Origin of the sequence: Bacterioplanoides sp. SCSIO 12839, from assembly GCF_024397975.1 — a bacterium.
Lineage (GTDB): Bacteria > Pseudomonadota > Gammaproteobacteria > Pseudomonadales > Oceanobacteraceae > Bacterioplanoides.
The window spans coordinates 1,885,019-1,899,926 of the sequence record NZ_CP073745.1 but is presented as its reverse complement, the minus strand read 5'-3'; the positions used below and the strand labels follow the sequence as shown (position 1 = coordinate 1,899,926).

The window sequence follows — 14,908 nt, the reverse complement described above, 5'->3', positions numbered from 1 at the left end:
TATTCGCACCTCAAAGGATAATCAGAGTCTCTCACCGTTATGCCCATCGCCATCTTCCTGCTCTGGCCAGCACTGCATTTGATGTACGGCGTCAGCCAACACCGCAGCGATAAAATTGACCGCCGTCGCCGCATCGCCGGTCGCTTTTTGCTGGCCGCAGCATTTGCGCTTGCTTATTCACCGTATGGCTGGGAAAAGGGCTTGTTCTACGTGCTGTTCAGCCTGATGGGCGTGGCTGCAATTTTTACCCAAGTCAGAATCTGGCGACCGGTCGTTGTTCCGTTTCTGACAGTGGTCAGCCTGATTGTCGGCGGATTAGTGTTGGCAGAGTTACTAACGGGAGACGCTCATGGACTGGCTTAAATCCCGGTTAAACTCAACCGCCAGCCGCATAACCGCAGCGATTTTGGGCGCTTTCCTCACGACCATCACCCTGACCATTGCCATCACTTTGTCCTGGCCATTTGGAGACAAGGTGGAACAAATTTTTGCCGGTGGCGTTTTCTTTTTTGTGTTCTGGGCCAGCCTTTTTTATTGGGCGCTTTTGGCGACCAATGGCCTGAAAGCCTGGGCAAGAGTAGGTGGGTTATTTATCGCATTTGGTCTTTACGACCTTCTTTCACTGACCGTATTCAGCTGAGACAGAGATTCATGGAACAACGCACACACAAAGTGTTTTACAGTGCCCACACCTGGCTGGGCATACTGGCAGGCATAATGTTATTTGTCGTCACTTTTTCGGGCTTTCCGGCAATGTTTGCTCACGAGCTGGAGAATTGGCAATCAACCACGCTGAACAGTCTCAAGCCAGCTGAAACCATTGATCTTGATCGCTTACTGGCCGCCGCCAACAGTGAAGAGTTTGGTACCAAAACCTTCTTTGTCGCACCAGAAACTGATAAAGGTTACGGCATGGTAGCTCGCTTCGATGGTGAAGACTCGGTAATCCGTTATGTCGAACTGGAGAACTACCAACAGATCGACATTGGTGGCTCCGAGGTATCTCATATTTTTGAACACCTGCACACCGACCTTCACATCCCACGCCCATTCGGTCGTTATTTGGTTGGCCTGGCGGGTATGGTGATGCTGCTGTCAATCATTGCTGGCATCGTTATTCACACCAAATGGCACAAAGAGTTTGTCATGTTGCGCCCCAAACGCAGTTGGCGTTTGTTACTGACAGACCACCACAAACTACTGGGTTTATGGACTCTACCGTTCTCTTTTATCCTGGCGTTTACTGGCACCATTCTTGGCCTTTTGGGACTGATATCCCCCATTCTGGCACTGGCCAAATTCGATGGCGATGTAGAGAAGGCGACGGTTGCCGTATTGGGTCCGACTGCTGAAGTTGTTGGTGAAGCAGCACCTGCTGTTTCGTTAAATGAGCTGTACCAGCGCACATTAACCATTCAACCCGAACTGGATGTCACCTTTATTCAGGTTGATGGCTATGGTGACACAGGTGGCGTGGCGAAGTTCTCCGGCAATCACAAAGATGCCCTGAGCAACCTGCAAAGCATCACCTTTCAGCTCAAAGACGGCGCCCAGATCCACGAATTGGACGGCGTTGAAAAAGGTCCGTTCCAACGGATTTTCGCGGCCGTCACACCACTCCATTACGTGTTATTTGGCGACATTGCCCTGAAGTTCTTCTACGCCATTTCAACCCTGGCGCTGTGTGCACTGATCATCAGTGGCAATATGATTTGGCTGGCGAAGAAAAAACAAGGCCAGGCTAACATCGATAACAACGACAAACCTCATATATTGGCGCGCCTGACATTGGGTATCTGTGCCGGACTGGTCGTCAGCTGTGGCATTACCCTGGGGGCCAGCCAGTGGTTGCTGCCACTGAATCTGGGCGAAGAACAACACCACACCGAAGAAGCGATTTTCTGGGGCGCTTGGTTTATCGCCATCCTGCCAGCCATGATCGGCAGCAACCTGCATGCCCGCACAAGAGGCTACTTAGCTGCCATCGCGATTGCACTGCTATCGGTCATCGTTGCCGATGCGTTAATCAGCCAGCGCTGGCTGGGTGGTGGCAATGAAATTGTCGATGGCATTCATCTGACACTGATCGCTATGGCTCTGGTATGTGGCTATTTCTGCTGGCGCCTTCCCAAACCAGCCGCAAAAGTTAAACCTGGTCGCAAGGCTAAGGTAGCGGAAGAATCTGCTGAAGAAAAAGAAATACAGACTGCCTGAGCCCGATTCTGACAACTGAGAGTCTGACATCCGAGACTCTAATAGCTGAGACTCTGACAACTGAAGCTCTGACAGTTGAAATTCGGCCATAAAAAAACGCCACTGATGTGAGTCAGTGGCGTTTTTTTATATCTGGATAACGTACGGCGTTACAGGCCTTTTACCGCATAAATACCCGGCGCATTACGCCAGTAACCGCGATAGTCCATACCGCAACCAAACACGTAACGATCTTCAACATCCATACCCACGATATCGATGCACAGATCGGTATTTTTACGGTCATGCACCTTATTAACCAAAACGGCAGTAATTACTTCTTTTGCACCCTGCTGTTTGCAGGACCGGACCACTTCACACAGCGTATTTCCTTCGTCAAAAATATCATCCACGATCAGTACCGTGCGATCCGTCATATCAATTGACGGCGGTGCCTGCCATTGCAGATCGGTTGAGCCGGTCGTTTCACCACGATAACGCGTGGCGTGCATATAGCCCTGCTCCAGCGGGAAGTTCAGCTTAGGCAACAAACGACCAGCCGTTACCAGGCCGCCATTCATAATGCCGTACACCACAGGCATCGAATCTTTTAAACGATCAGTAATGGCATCCGCCATTGAAGATAATGCTGCTTCAACTTCCTGCTCGGACTTCAGCAGATCAGCTTCTTCCATCACCTTGTTTAATTCTTCCAGAGTCAGTGGCTGGCTCATCGTGTTACTACCTATGGAGTTATCAAAATTCAGAGGGCGCGTATGTTACCACCGCGAAAACGTGACGCAATTGCTTCAGGGACTATTTACAGGATTTAGCGCACTGTCGCGCTGTGATACTATCGCGCGCTGTAAAAAACCATCCTGAATGCGCCATTCTGATTACACAGTTTTAAATTAAGGTACTCACATGACAACCGATACAGCCAACAACCAGTCATTAACCCCCACACTGGAACTGGCTTTTGATCTGATCCGCCGCCACTCAGTGACTCCGGAAGACGCAGGTTGTCAGGCACTGATGATGGAGCGTCTGGCTGCAGCAGGCTTCAAAAACGAAGAACTACGTTTTGAAGAGGTTGATAATTTCTGGTCACGCCGTGGCACCGAAGGCCCGCTGGTGTGTTTTGCTGGCCATACAGACGTGGTGCCCACCGGCCCGGAATCAAACTGGGACAACCCACCGTTTGAACCCGCCATTATCGATGGCATGTTACACGGTCGTGGCGCCGCGGATATGAAAGGTTCATTGGCAGCGTTTTTGGTTGCCACCGAGAACTTTGTAAAAAAACATCCGAACCACAAAGGCTCCATCGCTTATCTGATTACCAGCGATGAAGAAGGTCCGGCCAAAAACGGCACTGTAAAAGTCGTTGAAACACTGGAAGCGCGCAACGAAAAAATCGACATGTGTATTGTTGGTGAGCCGTCATCCACCAGCGCTGTTGGCGATACCGTAAAAAACGGTCGTCGTGGCTCACTTGGCTGCGTATTAAAAGTGCACGGCAAGCAAGGTCACGTGGCCTACCCTCACCTGGCAGAAAACCCGGTGCACACAGCGGCCCCTGCGCTGGCGGAACTGGCAGCTGAACACTGGGATGAAGGCAATGACTTCTTCCCGGCGACCAGTTTCCAGATTTCCAACATCAACGCAGGCACCGGAGCCACTAATGTGATTCCGGGCGAGCTGGAAGTGGTTTTTAACTTCCGTTTTTCCACCGAACTGACGGCTGAGATTCTGCAACAACGTACCGAAGCCATTCTCGATAAGCACGGCCTGAAATACGACATCGAATGGAACCTGAGCGGCCAGCCATTCCTGACCGACTGCGGCCCATTAGTGGATGCCAGCGTTCAGGCAATCAAAGAAATTACCGGCCGTGATACTGAATTGTCGACGGCTGGCGGAACCTCCGATGGTCGTTTTATTGCCCCCACCGGCGCCCAGGTGCTGGAGCTGGGTCCTATTAATGCCACGATTCACCAGGTCAACGAACACGTATCTGCCGATGACCTCAACACCCTGACGACCGTCTACGAGCGCATGCTGGAACTGCTGTTAGCAGCTGATTGATATGACTGATGGCTTAGCTTCTCTTCTGATCTGCCCGGTGTGTCAGGCGCCACTGAGCAGTGACGACAACAAACACTGGTACTGTGCTAACAACCACAGCTTTGATCGTGCCCGCCAGGGGTATCTCAATCTATTACTGGCACATAAAAAACGTTCGAAAGCACCTGGTGATGATGCCCAGATGGTGGCAGCCCGTCAGCGCTTGCTGGATTCCGGTGTATATCAACCCATTTCAGACTTACTGAACAACGCCGTTCAGCAAGCAAGCGCAAACAGCCCCATGCAACTGTGCGATGTTGGCTGTGGTGAAGGGTATTACACCGAGCGACTGGCAAATCATTTAACATCAAACAACATTAACAATCGTTGCTATGGTGTTGATATTTCTAAAGAAGCTGTCAAAAGCGCGGCTCGCCGAAGCAAGCAGTCCGGCCTTAAAAGTGAGCAAGCGGAATGGCTGGTAGCCTCGGGTGCTGCACTACCATTTCAACCCCAATCACTGGATGCCATCACTTGTTTATTCACTCGCCTGATGCCCGAAGGGTTTCGCAGTGTATTAAAACCGTCTGGTACCGTGTTCACCATCAACACCGGATTAACTCACCTGCGCGAGATGCGCGACATCCTCTACCCGGAAGTGAAAGACAGTTGCTTTAACCCCACAAAGGTCATGTCGCAGCATGGCTTCATCTGCGTTAACGAGCAGCCGCTTAATTACACCATCGAATTGACATCCAGCCAGCAGATACACGACCTGCTACTGATGACCCCTCATGTCTGGAAGGCCAATACCGAAGCGCGCCAACGGCTGCTTGAACACGAACAGCTTTCCCTCAGCATTGATGTGGTTCTGCATCAGTTTGTACTGTCCGAAGAGCCGGACGATACCAACGGAGAATCGGCATGACCCAGGTGTATTTTTATATTCTGGGTGGGCAAAACATCACCGACCAGTGGCTGTTTGCTTGTCGCCTGACCCAGAAAGCCGTACGCAAGGGTAACAACATCCTGCTGCAGGTCGATAACGAACAACAGGCCAAAGAGCTGAGTGATTTATTGTGGTGTCACCACCCTGAAGCGTTTATCCCACATTCATTGAGTGGCAGCAGTCAGGCAAACCCAGACAATAGCCCAGGCCAGGTGTGCATCAACTGGCACACAGACCCGGAGCATCAGGACTTTCCAGCCCATCAACATGATGTCCTGATCAACCTGAGTGGAAAAATGCCTGACTTTTTTGGACGCTTTTATCGTTTTATCGAAGTCGTGGTACAACATGACGACGTACTGGACTACACTCGTAAACATTACAAATTTCTTAAAGATCGTGGTTATCCAATTACCCACGAAGATATGAGACTGCGTTGATGAGCACCACTGACAAGCCTCGCGACTTATTAGACGAACTGGAAACCCTGCAGCGTGTTCTTGACGATGCAGCAACGGATCAGGTTGACCAGGATAAAATCATACCAACACTCGACCCCATGACTGACATTCCGGTTCTGGATGATCTGTTTGGTATCGATGACACGGCCGACCTGACACTGCCAAGCCAAACTGACAGCCAGCCAACACCGTTGACTGCAGTGCCTGCGGTACAAAAACAGGATGCAGCACCGGCACTAAAAAGCGTCAACAGCGGCCCGGCATTGCGTGCTGTTCCGGATCCGGCTCCAGAGGCAAATACCAACAACGAAGCCCAATCCCCGATCCCCGAGCATTTCGACCGTAGCTCAGTCACCATTCCGAAAGACAATGTGACATCCACTTCATCGAGCAATCCATTCTTGCCCAAGGCCATTCTGGAAAAGCTGGCTCAGGAACGCGAGGCTGCGCAATACAGCGCCGAGCAAGCCCAGGCGACCATGGCCAAAATCATGAGCAATGCACCAGAAGAGCCGTTTCGCTTTGACCATGAAAAGCAGCGCGCCTCAACCGATGAAAACGGCATCAGCTCACTCGAAAAGGCCGCCGTTATTGATGAACTGGTGAAAGAGATGCTGCCCGAGATTGAAGCCCGGTTACGCAAGGCATTACACGATAAGCTTTAGAAGCAATCGACGATTCACCCTTCCTTTTAACAGCCTGCATTTTGCAGGCTGTTCCGTTATAATGCGGCCCATTTTTTGACAACACCAATTCGATTAAACGAACGAGTAGCAAACGAGCACTATGGATAAGACGTATCAACCCAACGCCTTAGAGCAAAACTGGTACCAGCAGTGGGAAGAGAAAGGTTACTTCAAGCCTTACCAAGACCACCTGACCGGCGAAGGATATTCCATCATGATTCCGCCGCCGAACGTCACCGGCTCGCTGCACATGGGTCATGCGTTCCAGCACACCATTCAGGATGCCCTCACCCGCTACAAGCGTATGAACGGCAACAAAACTCTGTGGCAGGTCGGTACCGACCACGCCGGTATCGCCACCCAAATGGTGGTTGAGCGTAAACTGGCAGCAGAAGGCCAGCCTGATCGTCACGCGTTAGGCCGTGAAGAATTCACCAAAAAGATCTGGGAATGGAAAGAAGAATCCGGCGGTACCATTACCCGCCAGATGCGTCGCTTAGGTAACTCAGTAGATTGGGAAACCGAACGTTTCACCATGGACGACGGTTTCTACAAAGCGGTTCAGGAAGTCTTCGTTCGTTTATACAAAGACGGCCTGATCTACCGTGGTAAGCGCCTGGTTAACTGGGACCCGAAATTACACACCGCCATCTCTGACCTTGAAGTCGAAAACAAAGACGTGAAAGGCAAGATGTGGCACCTGAAATACCCACTGGCCGACGGCTTAACCTACACAGACGAAGACGGTAACGAACACGCGCATATCGTAGTTGCGACGACTCGTCCGGAAACCATGCTGGGTGATACCGGCGTGGCCGTTAACCCGGAAGATCCACGTTACAAGCACTTAATTGGCAAAGACGTGGTACTGCCGTTTGTTGAGCGTCGCATTCCAATCGTTGGCGACGAACACGCCGATATGGAAAAAGGCACCGGCTGTGTGAAGATCACCCCGGCCCACGACTTCAATGACTATGAAGTTGGCCAACGTTGCAAGCTGCCAATGATCAACGTACTGACCTTTAACGCTGATATCCGCGACGAAGCTCAGACCTTTAACACTGACGGCAGCGTGAACAACGAACTGTCTGGTTTTATTCCTGAGAAATACCGTGGCATGGAGCGTTTCGCCGCGCGTAAAGCCATCGTTGCCGACTTCGAAGAAGCTGGCCTGCTGGTTGAAATCGTTGAAAACGACATGGTTATTCCATACGGCGACCGTGGCGGCGTGGTGATTGAGCCAATGCTGACCGACCAATGGTACGTTGACGCTAAAACCATGGCTAAGCCTGCGATTGAAGCGGTTGAAAACGGCGACATTGAGTTCGTGCCGAAGAACTACGAAAACATGTACTTCTCCTGGATGCGTGATATCCAAGACTGGTGTATTTCCCGTCAGCTGTGGTGGGGTCACCGCATCCCGGCCTGGTACGACGAAGAAGGTAATGTTTACGTTGCCCGTACCGAAGAAGAAGTGCGCGAACAAAACAGCCTGGCCGCCGACGTTGAACTGGTTCAGGACAACGACGTATTGGATACCTGGTTCTCCTCTGCCCTGTGGACCTTCGGCACCTTAGGCTGGCCCAACCTGGATGATCCCGAAGTACTGAAACGTATGCAGGACTTCCACCCGACTGACGTTCTGGTTACCGGTTTCGACATTATCTTCTTCTGGGTTGCACGCATGATCATGATGACCATGCACTTCTGCAAAGACGAAGATGGCAAAGCTCAGGTACCGTTTAAAACCGTTTACGTAACCGGCCTGATTCGTGACGAAGTCGGTCAGAAGATGTCAAAATCCAAGGGTAACGTACTCGACCCGCTGGATATGATCGATGGTATTTCCCTCGACGACCTGATGTATAAGCGCACCGGCAATATGATGCAGCCACAGCTGGCTGAGAAAATTGGCAAGCGCACGAAAAAAGAATTCCCGGAAGGCATTGCCCCACACGGTACCGACGCGCTGCGTTTCACCCTGGCGGCCATGGCTTCCACCGGTCGTGATATCAACTGGGATATGAAACGTCTGGAAGGTTACCGTAATTTCTGTAACAAGTTATGGAATGCCTCCCGTTATGTGATGTTGTCGGTTGCCGGCGAAGAAGCGGTTGATAAAGCGGCGGCTGACGGTACAACCATCGCCATCACTGACGAAATGAAAGCTAAGTGTGGCGCCAACGGCGAAGATGCGATGCTGTCTCTGGCGGATCGCTGGATTATTTCCCGCCTTCAATTTGCCGAGCAGGAAGTACGTCGTCACTTTGATCAATACCGTTTCGATATGGCGGCGTCTGCGCTGTACGAATTTATCTGGAACGAATACTGCGATTGGTACCTGGAACTGTCTAAGCCGGTTCTGTGGGACGAAAACGCGCCAATCGAAGCTAAGCGTGGCACCCTGGGTACTTTGGTTCGTGTACTGGAAGCGGTATTACGACTGGCTCACCCAATCATGCCGTTTATCACTGAAGAAATCTGGCAGCAGGTTAAAGAGCTGGCGGGTAAATCCGGCGACAGCATTATGCTGGCGGAATTCCCACAAGCTCAGGAAGCCCTGATCGATACCGACGCGGAAGCCGACGTAAAATGGCTGCAGGATGTAATCACTGCGGTACGTAACGTGCGTGGCGAGAAGAACATTCCACCAAGCAAAGCGCTGGAATTATTATTCAAAAACGGCGACGACGATGACTTCCGTCGTGCGGAAGAGAACCAGGCCTTCCTGATGAAGCTGGCCAAGCTGGAGAAGCTGACCTGGCTGAACGAAGGTGATGAAGAACCAATGTCGGTCACCCAGTTGGTTGGCGATATGGAAATTCTGATCCCAATGGCTGGCTTTATCGATAAAGACGCCGAAGTAACGCGTCTGAATAAGTCGATTGAGAAGCTGGGTAAAGATCTGGATCGTGTCACCAACAAGCTGGGCAACCCGGGCTTTACCGACAAGGCACCGGCTGCAGTGATCGAAAAAGAGAAAGAAAAAGCCGCTGATTTCGAGCGTGACATCGCCAAGCTGAAAGAGCAAATTGAGAAAATTCAGGCGCTCTGATGCAACTACCAGAGCCTCTGCTTCAACAAGTATCAACATACTTGCAACAGCAAGGGGTTTTGGCAGCTTGGCTTTATGGCAGTTTCGCCCAAGGAACTGCCAATCAACAAAGCGACATTGTCCTGGCCCTCCTGCTGCCGGAATCATCGAATTCCTGGCAGCAACTTCCAGAGTTTGACTCAGCCCTGAGTGACTTAAATCAGCGCACTGTTAACTCTATATCCATCATCGAAGCTCCTACACCACTGGCTTATGAAGCCATTGAGGGAAAGCGCCTTTTTGGTGAAGGTCAGGCTATGCTGATTGAGCAAAGAGTCTGGTCAAAATGGGAAGATTTCAAATACTGGAGTCAGCAAGAATGAACGAAGCTTATATCACCTCCATACACCAGCATGCGCAAGAACAACTCGAAACGTTGCAAGAATTGTCTGAATCTTGACTGGACTCGCATTGAAGCGGTTATCGTCAATCAGAACTACAAAATACTCGGCGAATTTATTGAAGCAGGCCTGAGCTACCTGAGCCGTTAAACCCTACCCTTATCATCCCTTTAACAAAAACTGCCCCACCCCCATATTTATTCCCGTATCAGCTGTCGATTTGCCACAAAAAGCGCGGTACACTCAACCGAGTAAAAACTCTAATAACATCAAAGAAGCTGATCTCCTATGACTCCTTCAGAAAGACTTCAGGCGACGTATAAGAAGCAATACGAAGCTTCACGTAAACATGCCTACCCAAGCATTCAAGAGCGCAAAGACAATCTTGAGAAACTGGCCCAGTTGCTGGAAAGCAACAAAGAGCGCATCTGTGAAGCCATCAACAAAGACTTCGGCGGCCGCTCCGTTAACGAAACCATGCTGCTGGAGCTGATGCCACTGCTTGGCTCGGTAACGTATGCCAAGAAGCGTCTTAAAAAATGGTCCAAGGCCAGAAGCCGCCATGTTGGCCTGACCTTCTTTGGTGCCAGCAACAAACTGATCCCCCAGCCAAAAGGCGTGGTTGGCGTTGTTACCCCGTGGAACTACCCACTATTCCTGGCATTAAGCCCAGCGATCAGCGCCATGGCCGCAGGTAACCGCTGCATAGTGAAGATGGCGGCCAACTCGCAAAACCTGTGTCGACTGATCGATGAACTGGTTTCAGCCTCGTTCGACGAAGAAACACTGGCGGTTATCCCGGGCACATCGGCCCGCGAATTCTCGTCCATGCCATGGGATCACATGGTATTCACCGGCTCTGCCGCCACCGGCAAAGTGGTGATGGAAGCTGCCTCGAAAAACCTGACTCCGGTAACACTGGAGCTGGGCGGCAAATCGCCAACCATTATCGCTCCTGACTATGATGTTGCCACGGCTGCTGAGCGTGTCACGTTCACCAAATTCCTCAATGCTGGCCAAACCTGTGTTGCACCAGACTACCTGTTTATTCAGGAAGGCAAAGTCGACGAGTTTGTGCAGCAGGCCAAAAAAGTGGTTGCCGGTCGTTATGACGGCGTGAACAACGACGATTTAACCGCCATCATCGATGAAGCAGCGTTTAATCGCTTAACCGCGACCCTGGCAGACGCCAAAGAAAAAGGCGCGGATGTCATCCAGCTGATTCAGGGCGCTGATCAAAACGTTGAAGGTCAGAAAATTGCACCACACATCGTTGTTAATCCAACTGACGATATGATTGTGATGCAGGACGAAATCTTTGGCCCGATTCTGCCGATCAAAACCTACAAATCACTGAATGAAGTGGTTGAGTACGTGAATGAGCGCGATCGTCCACTGGCTCTGTACATGTTCTCGAACAACAAGAGCACTCAGGACGACCTGTTATTCAGAACCCTGTCGGGCGGTGTGTGCATCAACGACTGCATGTTCCACGTTGCGCAACATGATATGCCATTTGGCGGTATCGGAAACAGCGGCATGGGCCACTACCATGGTGAAGAAGGCTTCAAAGAGTTTTCTAAACTGCGTCCGGTATTCAAGCAGTCCAACCTGACGTCTAAGATCATTTTGATGCTGTCGCCACCGTACGGTTCGCTGTTTAAAAATGCGGTTAATACCCTGCTGAAGTTCCGCATCTAGTTTACGGGCTTCTGACGAGCAATAAAAAACCGCGCAGTTTTTACAAGCTGCGCGGTTTTTTTATTGCCTGCACCCCAGCAAAGTTTATGAGGGATGCGATTTGGCGAAATGCTTATTTGTAGAAGGCTTCTACTTCGCCCTTCAGCTTCATCAGCATTGGGTTGCCAAAACGATCCTTAGCGGTAGGCGAAGACACTTTAATCCAGCCTTCGCTGATGCAGTATTCTTCGACGTTCGTGCGCTCTTTGCCGTTCAGGCGGATGCCTACGTCGTACTCGAAGAACTCTTCTGCGTAGAACTTGCTTTTAGGGTTAACAGACAGGTGGTCTGGCAGTGCTGGCTTGTCGCTCATCGTTACAACCTAGAGTTTAAGGTAATGGGATAGTGTAAAAACGAGTGGCATTGTAGGGGGGAGCAGTTTACGACACAAGGGACCACCCAAATAAAACACTACTCCTAACTACATAATTCCATCCATAGCGGTCACAAGAATCAACCCCCAGCTTTAAGAAACTCCCATATATCTTCAACCCACCCTAAGGGCTCTTTTTGACATATCGATATATATCGCTCCGCAAACTCACACTTAATTTGGGGGGATGAAAAGAACTTCTCTAGTTGTTTTCGTTCAGACACTCTCCAGTCCAGAGCAAAACCAGATGCTGATGCAGTAGTAATTTCTGGAGCTGACAGTATGTTTTTCACATCATCATTTTCACTACTATAAGTCTTTAGTGTTTCTAGAAATACCTTAGGATCTAACACATCTTCGATTTCTGTAGGAAGAGTACTCTTAGTATCTGAAGTTTTTTCCAATCTCGTAATATATTCGTCATCGTAGTTCTGAAGTCGCTTAATTACTATTTGTTTTATCGACTCCTTTGCAGTGTACTTTTCAAAACTTTCATCAGTATCAACTAAAAGAAACACTCGACCAACAATACTCTGACGCTCATCCTCCAGAGCCAAATACAAGTATTCATAGAACTGTTTTACGTATTTACTGCCGCCAACAGAAACAATTCGAACATCTTCATGATCAGAGAAAAAATGATCAAGGTATATTCTATCTGATGCTCCCTCACAAATAATCCACTTCATATTTGAATAGACAATCGTGGAAATTACCGATTGAACAGTATCATTTATTGTCTTTAGCTCAATATTAGAGGGCAAAGCTCCGCTAGTAGATTTTCGCAGCTCTTTAATATCTTCTCTATATCTCTTTAAATCGATATAGCTAGAGCTCCTCCCAGACTTTGAATCCGCAATATATACTGCACCACCGGCAGAAACCGATGGTAAATATCCGTACCAGTGGCTTGATACAATCGTCTGAACTCCACTTTTTGATATCCCCTCAATTTTCGAAAACTGATCAAAACAAGCAGACATGTGCAATGAAACTTCAGGCTCATCAATTGCTAATACTACCTTTTTTCCACTAGGATCCTTTCTTGCTTTTAGTATAAAGGCCTCAGCCAAATCAATAATAGCTCGACGTTTCTCACCTGAGCTACAATCATAAATTGGAGTTGACGCGGAACCAGATTTCAAATTTAGAACTTTTGAATCAAAGTATGTTTCAATAATTTTTGAGGATAAGTGAGATAGGTTAAATCTCGTCTGATACACAGACGGCTTCTTATACTGGTACTTACTCAAATATACCTCTATTTCCTTAAGAAACTCATCTAACCCTTTATTAATTCCCTTTAATACTCCATCGTCAATCAGATCCTTAATAATGTTATCGACTGTCGTCCCCATCAAGGCCTGAATTGTACTGCCCTCAATCTTAGTATACTGCTGATAGTCCAGTTCGGATGGAATGTATATATACTCTATATTTTCCCTTACGTGAGAAATCGCATCAGTGAGAACGTCATTTAGACTATAACTTTCTTGGCTTCCTTCACCGTCGTCTTCCTCCAAATCATTCCAATATGGAGAGTTATCAAAAAAAGCCATTGAAAACTCTGTCTGCCCCTTAATCTTTCTTACCCCACAAGGGAATAAAAAAAATCTTGAGCTGGAAAACCCTGCTTCCTTCAAGTGACTCACATGAGAAACCATTGGACTGAGCAATTTATGAAATGTTGGATTGTAATCATGAACATCTAATTTCCAAAGCAACTCATTTAAACGCTCCAGGCTCTTATACGTATTGGTTCTGTGATTGATCTTCCTCTTTTCGATGAGGAAGATTGGACAAACTTCTGGTGGTGACTTATCTAACCCACTTTTTAAAGATGTATGATTGTAATTCCAATTATGGACGTGTCGGTTAAAAAACAAGTCAAGCGCTTCAAGGATTGAGCTTTTTCCAACTCCATTATCACCAATAATCGAAGTAAAGTTATCACCGCGACTAATTGGCACATATGACCATCCACTATAGACTTTAAAGCTTCTAATCAATACTCCAACTATCATTCAATATTTCCTTAGCGAGATCTTTTCGCGATAATGAAAGGCAAAACTAATTTTGGCGCATAGCGTTTAATGTTACGATCATCCTTCCCCCACTCTAAAGCACGCCCGAAATTGCGTAATTCCGATTACTTTCCTACGTTGCTCTAAGGAAATAAATCATCGAAACACGATTAACTTGGATTGAGGAATTAGCCTGTATTTGAAGATCATCAAATACAGAACACAGGCTCGCCCCCCAATAGAGGCTACCCGCTTAATAGAGGTAAGTAGTGTGACCATCACACGAGATCCTTGTTATTCCCTGTCCACCTCTCCTCTCCAACCTCAAGAGCAGTACAACCTTGGCAGACTCATTCAATATTGACCTCGATACTACCAAAGTTTTGTATCAATAAAACAGTGACCAACATCAAAGCAAGCACAACTGGTCAAAGTAACGGAACATACCAATCTTCTCTGACACCTAATTCCCCCTTTAACAACACCAGCACTAACGACACAATAACGCTTCATTCTCACTAACAGGCCAAAACATGACTCTGCCAATTCTCACTGTACTGTTCGCCATCCTGTCGATCATCATCACCAAAATTCCTGTTTCGATTGCCATGAATCGCCAACAAGGCGGTTACGACAACCGCTACCCACGCGATCAGCAGGCACAACTCACTGGTTTAGGAAAACGTGCGTTATCTGCACACCTGAACAGCCTGGAAGCGCTGCCGGTATTCATTGCAGGTTTATTTTGCGCACTGCATTTTGAAGCAAGCGCGTCGCTGATTAATGCCTGCTGCATCCTGTTTATTATTGGGCGCGTGTTATACACCGTGTGTTATTGGGCCAATATTCATCTGATGCGAAGCCTCAGCTGGGGCATCGCCTTTGTGAGCAGTTGCGCCATGGTGGTTGCGCCGTTGCTCAACTGAATATTCCGACACTAAAAAGCCGCTCAGTGAGCGGCTTTTTAGTTTTCGCAGCAA

At 48.8% G+C, this 14,908-nt stretch carries 14 protein-coding genes; 11 read left to right on the top strand and 3 right to left on the bottom strand.

The window, feature by feature from the left end; all coding sequences use genetic code 11:
* Window positions 1-39 precede the first annotated feature (39 nt).
* Genes KFF03_RS08805 through KFF03_RS08795 form a run of 3 tightly spaced genes read left to right on the top strand, consistent with a single transcriptional unit; the run spans window position 40 to window position 2,214 of the window.
* The gene (locus tag KFF03_RS08805) at window positions 40-363 is read left to right on the top strand and encodes a DUF3325 family protein (protein ID WP_255860737.1); all 324 of its coding nucleotides are present in this window, start codon (window positions 40-42) and stop codon (window positions 361-363) included.
* A complete protein-coding gene (locus tag KFF03_RS08800; protein ID WP_255860736.1) occupies window positions 350-640 on the top strand; it encodes a hypothetical protein in 291 nt (96 codons plus the stop codon). The genes KFF03_RS08805 and KFF03_RS08800 overlap by 14 nt, the downstream gene beginning before the upstream one ends.
* Window positions 641-651: 11 nt before the next feature.
* The gene (locus KFF03_RS08795; RefSeq protein ID WP_255860734.1) at window positions 652-2,214 is read left to right on the top strand and encodes a PepSY domain-containing protein; all 1,563 of its coding nucleotides are present in this window, start codon (window positions 652-654) and stop codon (window positions 2,212-2,214) included.
* A 149-nt stretch (window positions 2,215-2,363) separates the two neighbouring features.
* Here the strand turns inward: KFF03_RS08795 and KFF03_RS08790 are convergent, their stop codons facing one another.
* Window positions 2,364-2,927: a hypoxanthine-guanine phosphoribosyltransferase gene (locus KFF03_RS08790; protein WP_255860732.1), complete on the bottom strand. Its 564-nt coding sequence runs from the start codon at window positions 2,925-2,927 to the stop codon at window positions 2,364-2,366.
* Window positions 2,928-3,117: 190 nt separating this feature from the next.
* On the opposite strand from KFF03_RS08790, the gene dapE reads away from it, so the two are divergent.
* The 7 genes from dapE to KFF03_RS08755 all read left to right on the top strand — a co-directional run bounded on the left by dapE (window position 3,118) and on the right by KFF03_RS08755 (window position 11,492).
* Window positions 3,118-4,281, top strand: a complete 1,164-nt coding sequence (dapE, locus tag KFF03_RS08785; protein WP_255860728.1) for a succinyl-diaminopimelate desuccinylase — start codon at window positions 3,118-3,120, stop codon at window positions 4,279-4,281.
* A 1-nt stretch (window position 4,282) separates the two neighbouring features.
* On the top strand, window positions 4,283-5,188 hold the full coding sequence (locus KFF03_RS08780; protein WP_255860726.1) for a putative RNA methyltransferase: 906 nt from the start codon (window positions 4,283-4,285) through the stop codon (window positions 5,186-5,188).
* Window positions 5,185-5,649, top strand: a complete 465-nt coding sequence (locus KFF03_RS08775) for a DNA polymerase III subunit chi (RefSeq protein ID WP_255860725.1) — start codon at window positions 5,185-5,187, stop codon at window positions 5,647-5,649. The genes KFF03_RS08780 and KFF03_RS08775 overlap by 4 nt, the downstream gene beginning before the upstream one ends.
* Complete coding sequence (locus KFF03_RS08770) at window positions 5,649-6,335, top strand: hypothetical protein (RefSeq protein ID WP_255860724.1); 687 nt, start codon at window positions 5,649-5,651, stop codon at window positions 6,333-6,335. Before KFF03_RS08775 ends, KFF03_RS08770 begins: the two co-directional genes overlap by 1 nt.
* A 121-nt stretch (window positions 6,336-6,456) precedes the next feature.
* Entirely contained in the window at window positions 6,457-9,411 is a 2,955-nt protein-coding gene (locus KFF03_RS08765; protein ID WP_255860723.1) for a valine--tRNA ligase, read from the top strand.
* Window positions 9,411-9,773 carry a nucleotidyltransferase domain-containing protein gene (locus KFF03_RS08760; protein WP_255860722.1) on the top strand — a complete coding sequence of 121 codons (363 nt, stop codon included), beginning with the start codon at window positions 9,411-9,413 and terminating at the stop codon, window positions 9,771-9,773. Before KFF03_RS08765 ends, KFF03_RS08760 begins: the two co-directional genes overlap by 1 nt.
* A gap of 306 nt (window positions 9,774-10,079) precedes the next feature.
* Entirely contained in the window at window positions 10,080-11,492 is a 1,413-nt protein-coding gene (locus tag KFF03_RS08755; RefSeq protein ID WP_255860721.1) for a coniferyl aldehyde dehydrogenase, read from the top strand.
* A 112-nt stretch (window positions 11,493-11,604) separates the two neighbouring features.
* On the opposite strand, the gene KFF03_RS08750 is transcribed toward KFF03_RS08755, so the two are convergent.
* Entirely contained in the window at window positions 11,605-11,844 is a 240-nt protein-coding gene (locus tag KFF03_RS08750) for a DUF3297 family protein (RefSeq protein ID WP_255860719.1), read from the bottom strand.
* Between the two features lie 140 nt (window positions 11,845-11,984).
* Window positions 11,985-13,928 carry an AAA family ATPase gene (locus tag KFF03_RS08745; RefSeq protein ID WP_255860717.1) on the bottom strand — a complete coding sequence of 648 codons (1,944 nt, stop codon included), beginning with the start codon at window positions 13,926-13,928 and terminating at the stop codon, window positions 11,985-11,987.
* Between the two features lie 533 nt (window positions 13,929-14,461).
* Here KFF03_RS08745 and KFF03_RS08740 point away from each other — a divergent pair.
* Window positions 14,462-14,854 carry an MAPEG family protein gene (locus KFF03_RS08740; RefSeq protein WP_255860715.1) on the top strand — a complete coding sequence of 131 codons (393 nt, stop codon included), beginning with the start codon at window positions 14,462-14,464 and terminating at the stop codon, window positions 14,852-14,854.
* The last annotated feature ends 54 nt before the right edge of the window (window positions 14,855-14,908 follow it).

Bases quoted from the DNA above. Each gene is read 5' to 3' on its own strand.
- KFF03_RS08805 (WP_255860737.1), top strand. From the start codon at position 40: ATGCCCATCGCCATCTTCCTGCTCTGGCCAGCACTGCATTTGATGTAC.
- KFF03_RS08800 (WP_255860736.1), top strand. From the start codon at position 350: ATGGACTGGCTTAAATCCCGGTTAAACTCAACCGCCAGCCGCATAACC.
- KFF03_RS08795 (WP_255860734.1), top strand. From the start codon at position 652: ATGGAACAACGCACACACAAAGTGTTTTACAGTGCCCACACCTGGCTG.
- KFF03_RS08790 (WP_255860732.1), bottom strand. From the start codon at position 2,927: ATGAGCCAGCCACTGACTCTGGAAGAATTAAACAAGGTGATGGAAGAA.
- dapE (WP_255860728.1), top strand. From the start codon at position 3,118: ATGACAACCGATACAGCCAACAACCAGTCATTAACCCCCACACTGGAA.
- KFF03_RS08780 (WP_255860726.1), top strand. From the start codon at position 4,283: ATGACTGATGGCTTAGCTTCTCTTCTGATCTGCCCGGTGTGTCAGGCG.
- KFF03_RS08775 (WP_255860725.1), top strand. From the start codon at position 5,185: ATGACCCAGGTGTATTTTTATATTCTGGGTGGGCAAAACATCACCGAC.
- KFF03_RS08770 (WP_255860724.1), top strand. From the start codon at position 5,649: ATGAGCACCACTGACAAGCCTCGCGACTTATTAGACGAACTGGAAACC.
- KFF03_RS08765 (WP_255860723.1), top strand. From the start codon at position 6,457: ATGGATAAGACGTATCAACCCAACGCCTTAGAGCAAAACTGGTACCAG.
- KFF03_RS08760 (WP_255860722.1), top strand. From the start codon at position 9,411: ATGCAACTACCAGAGCCTCTGCTTCAACAAGTATCAACATACTTGCAA.
- KFF03_RS08755 (WP_255860721.1), top strand. From the start codon at position 10,080: ATGACTCCTTCAGAAAGACTTCAGGCGACGTATAAGAAGCAATACGAA.
- KFF03_RS08750 (WP_255860719.1), bottom strand. From the start codon at position 11,844: ATGAGCGACAAGCCAGCACTGCCAGACCACCTGTCTGTTAACCCTAAA.
- KFF03_RS08745 (WP_255860717.1), bottom strand. From the start codon at position 13,928: ATGATAGTTGGAGTATTGATTAGAAGCTTTAAAGTCTATAGTGGATGG.
- KFF03_RS08740 (WP_255860715.1), top strand. From the start codon at position 14,462: ATGACTCTGCCAATTCTCACTGTACTGTTCGCCATCCTGTCGATCATC.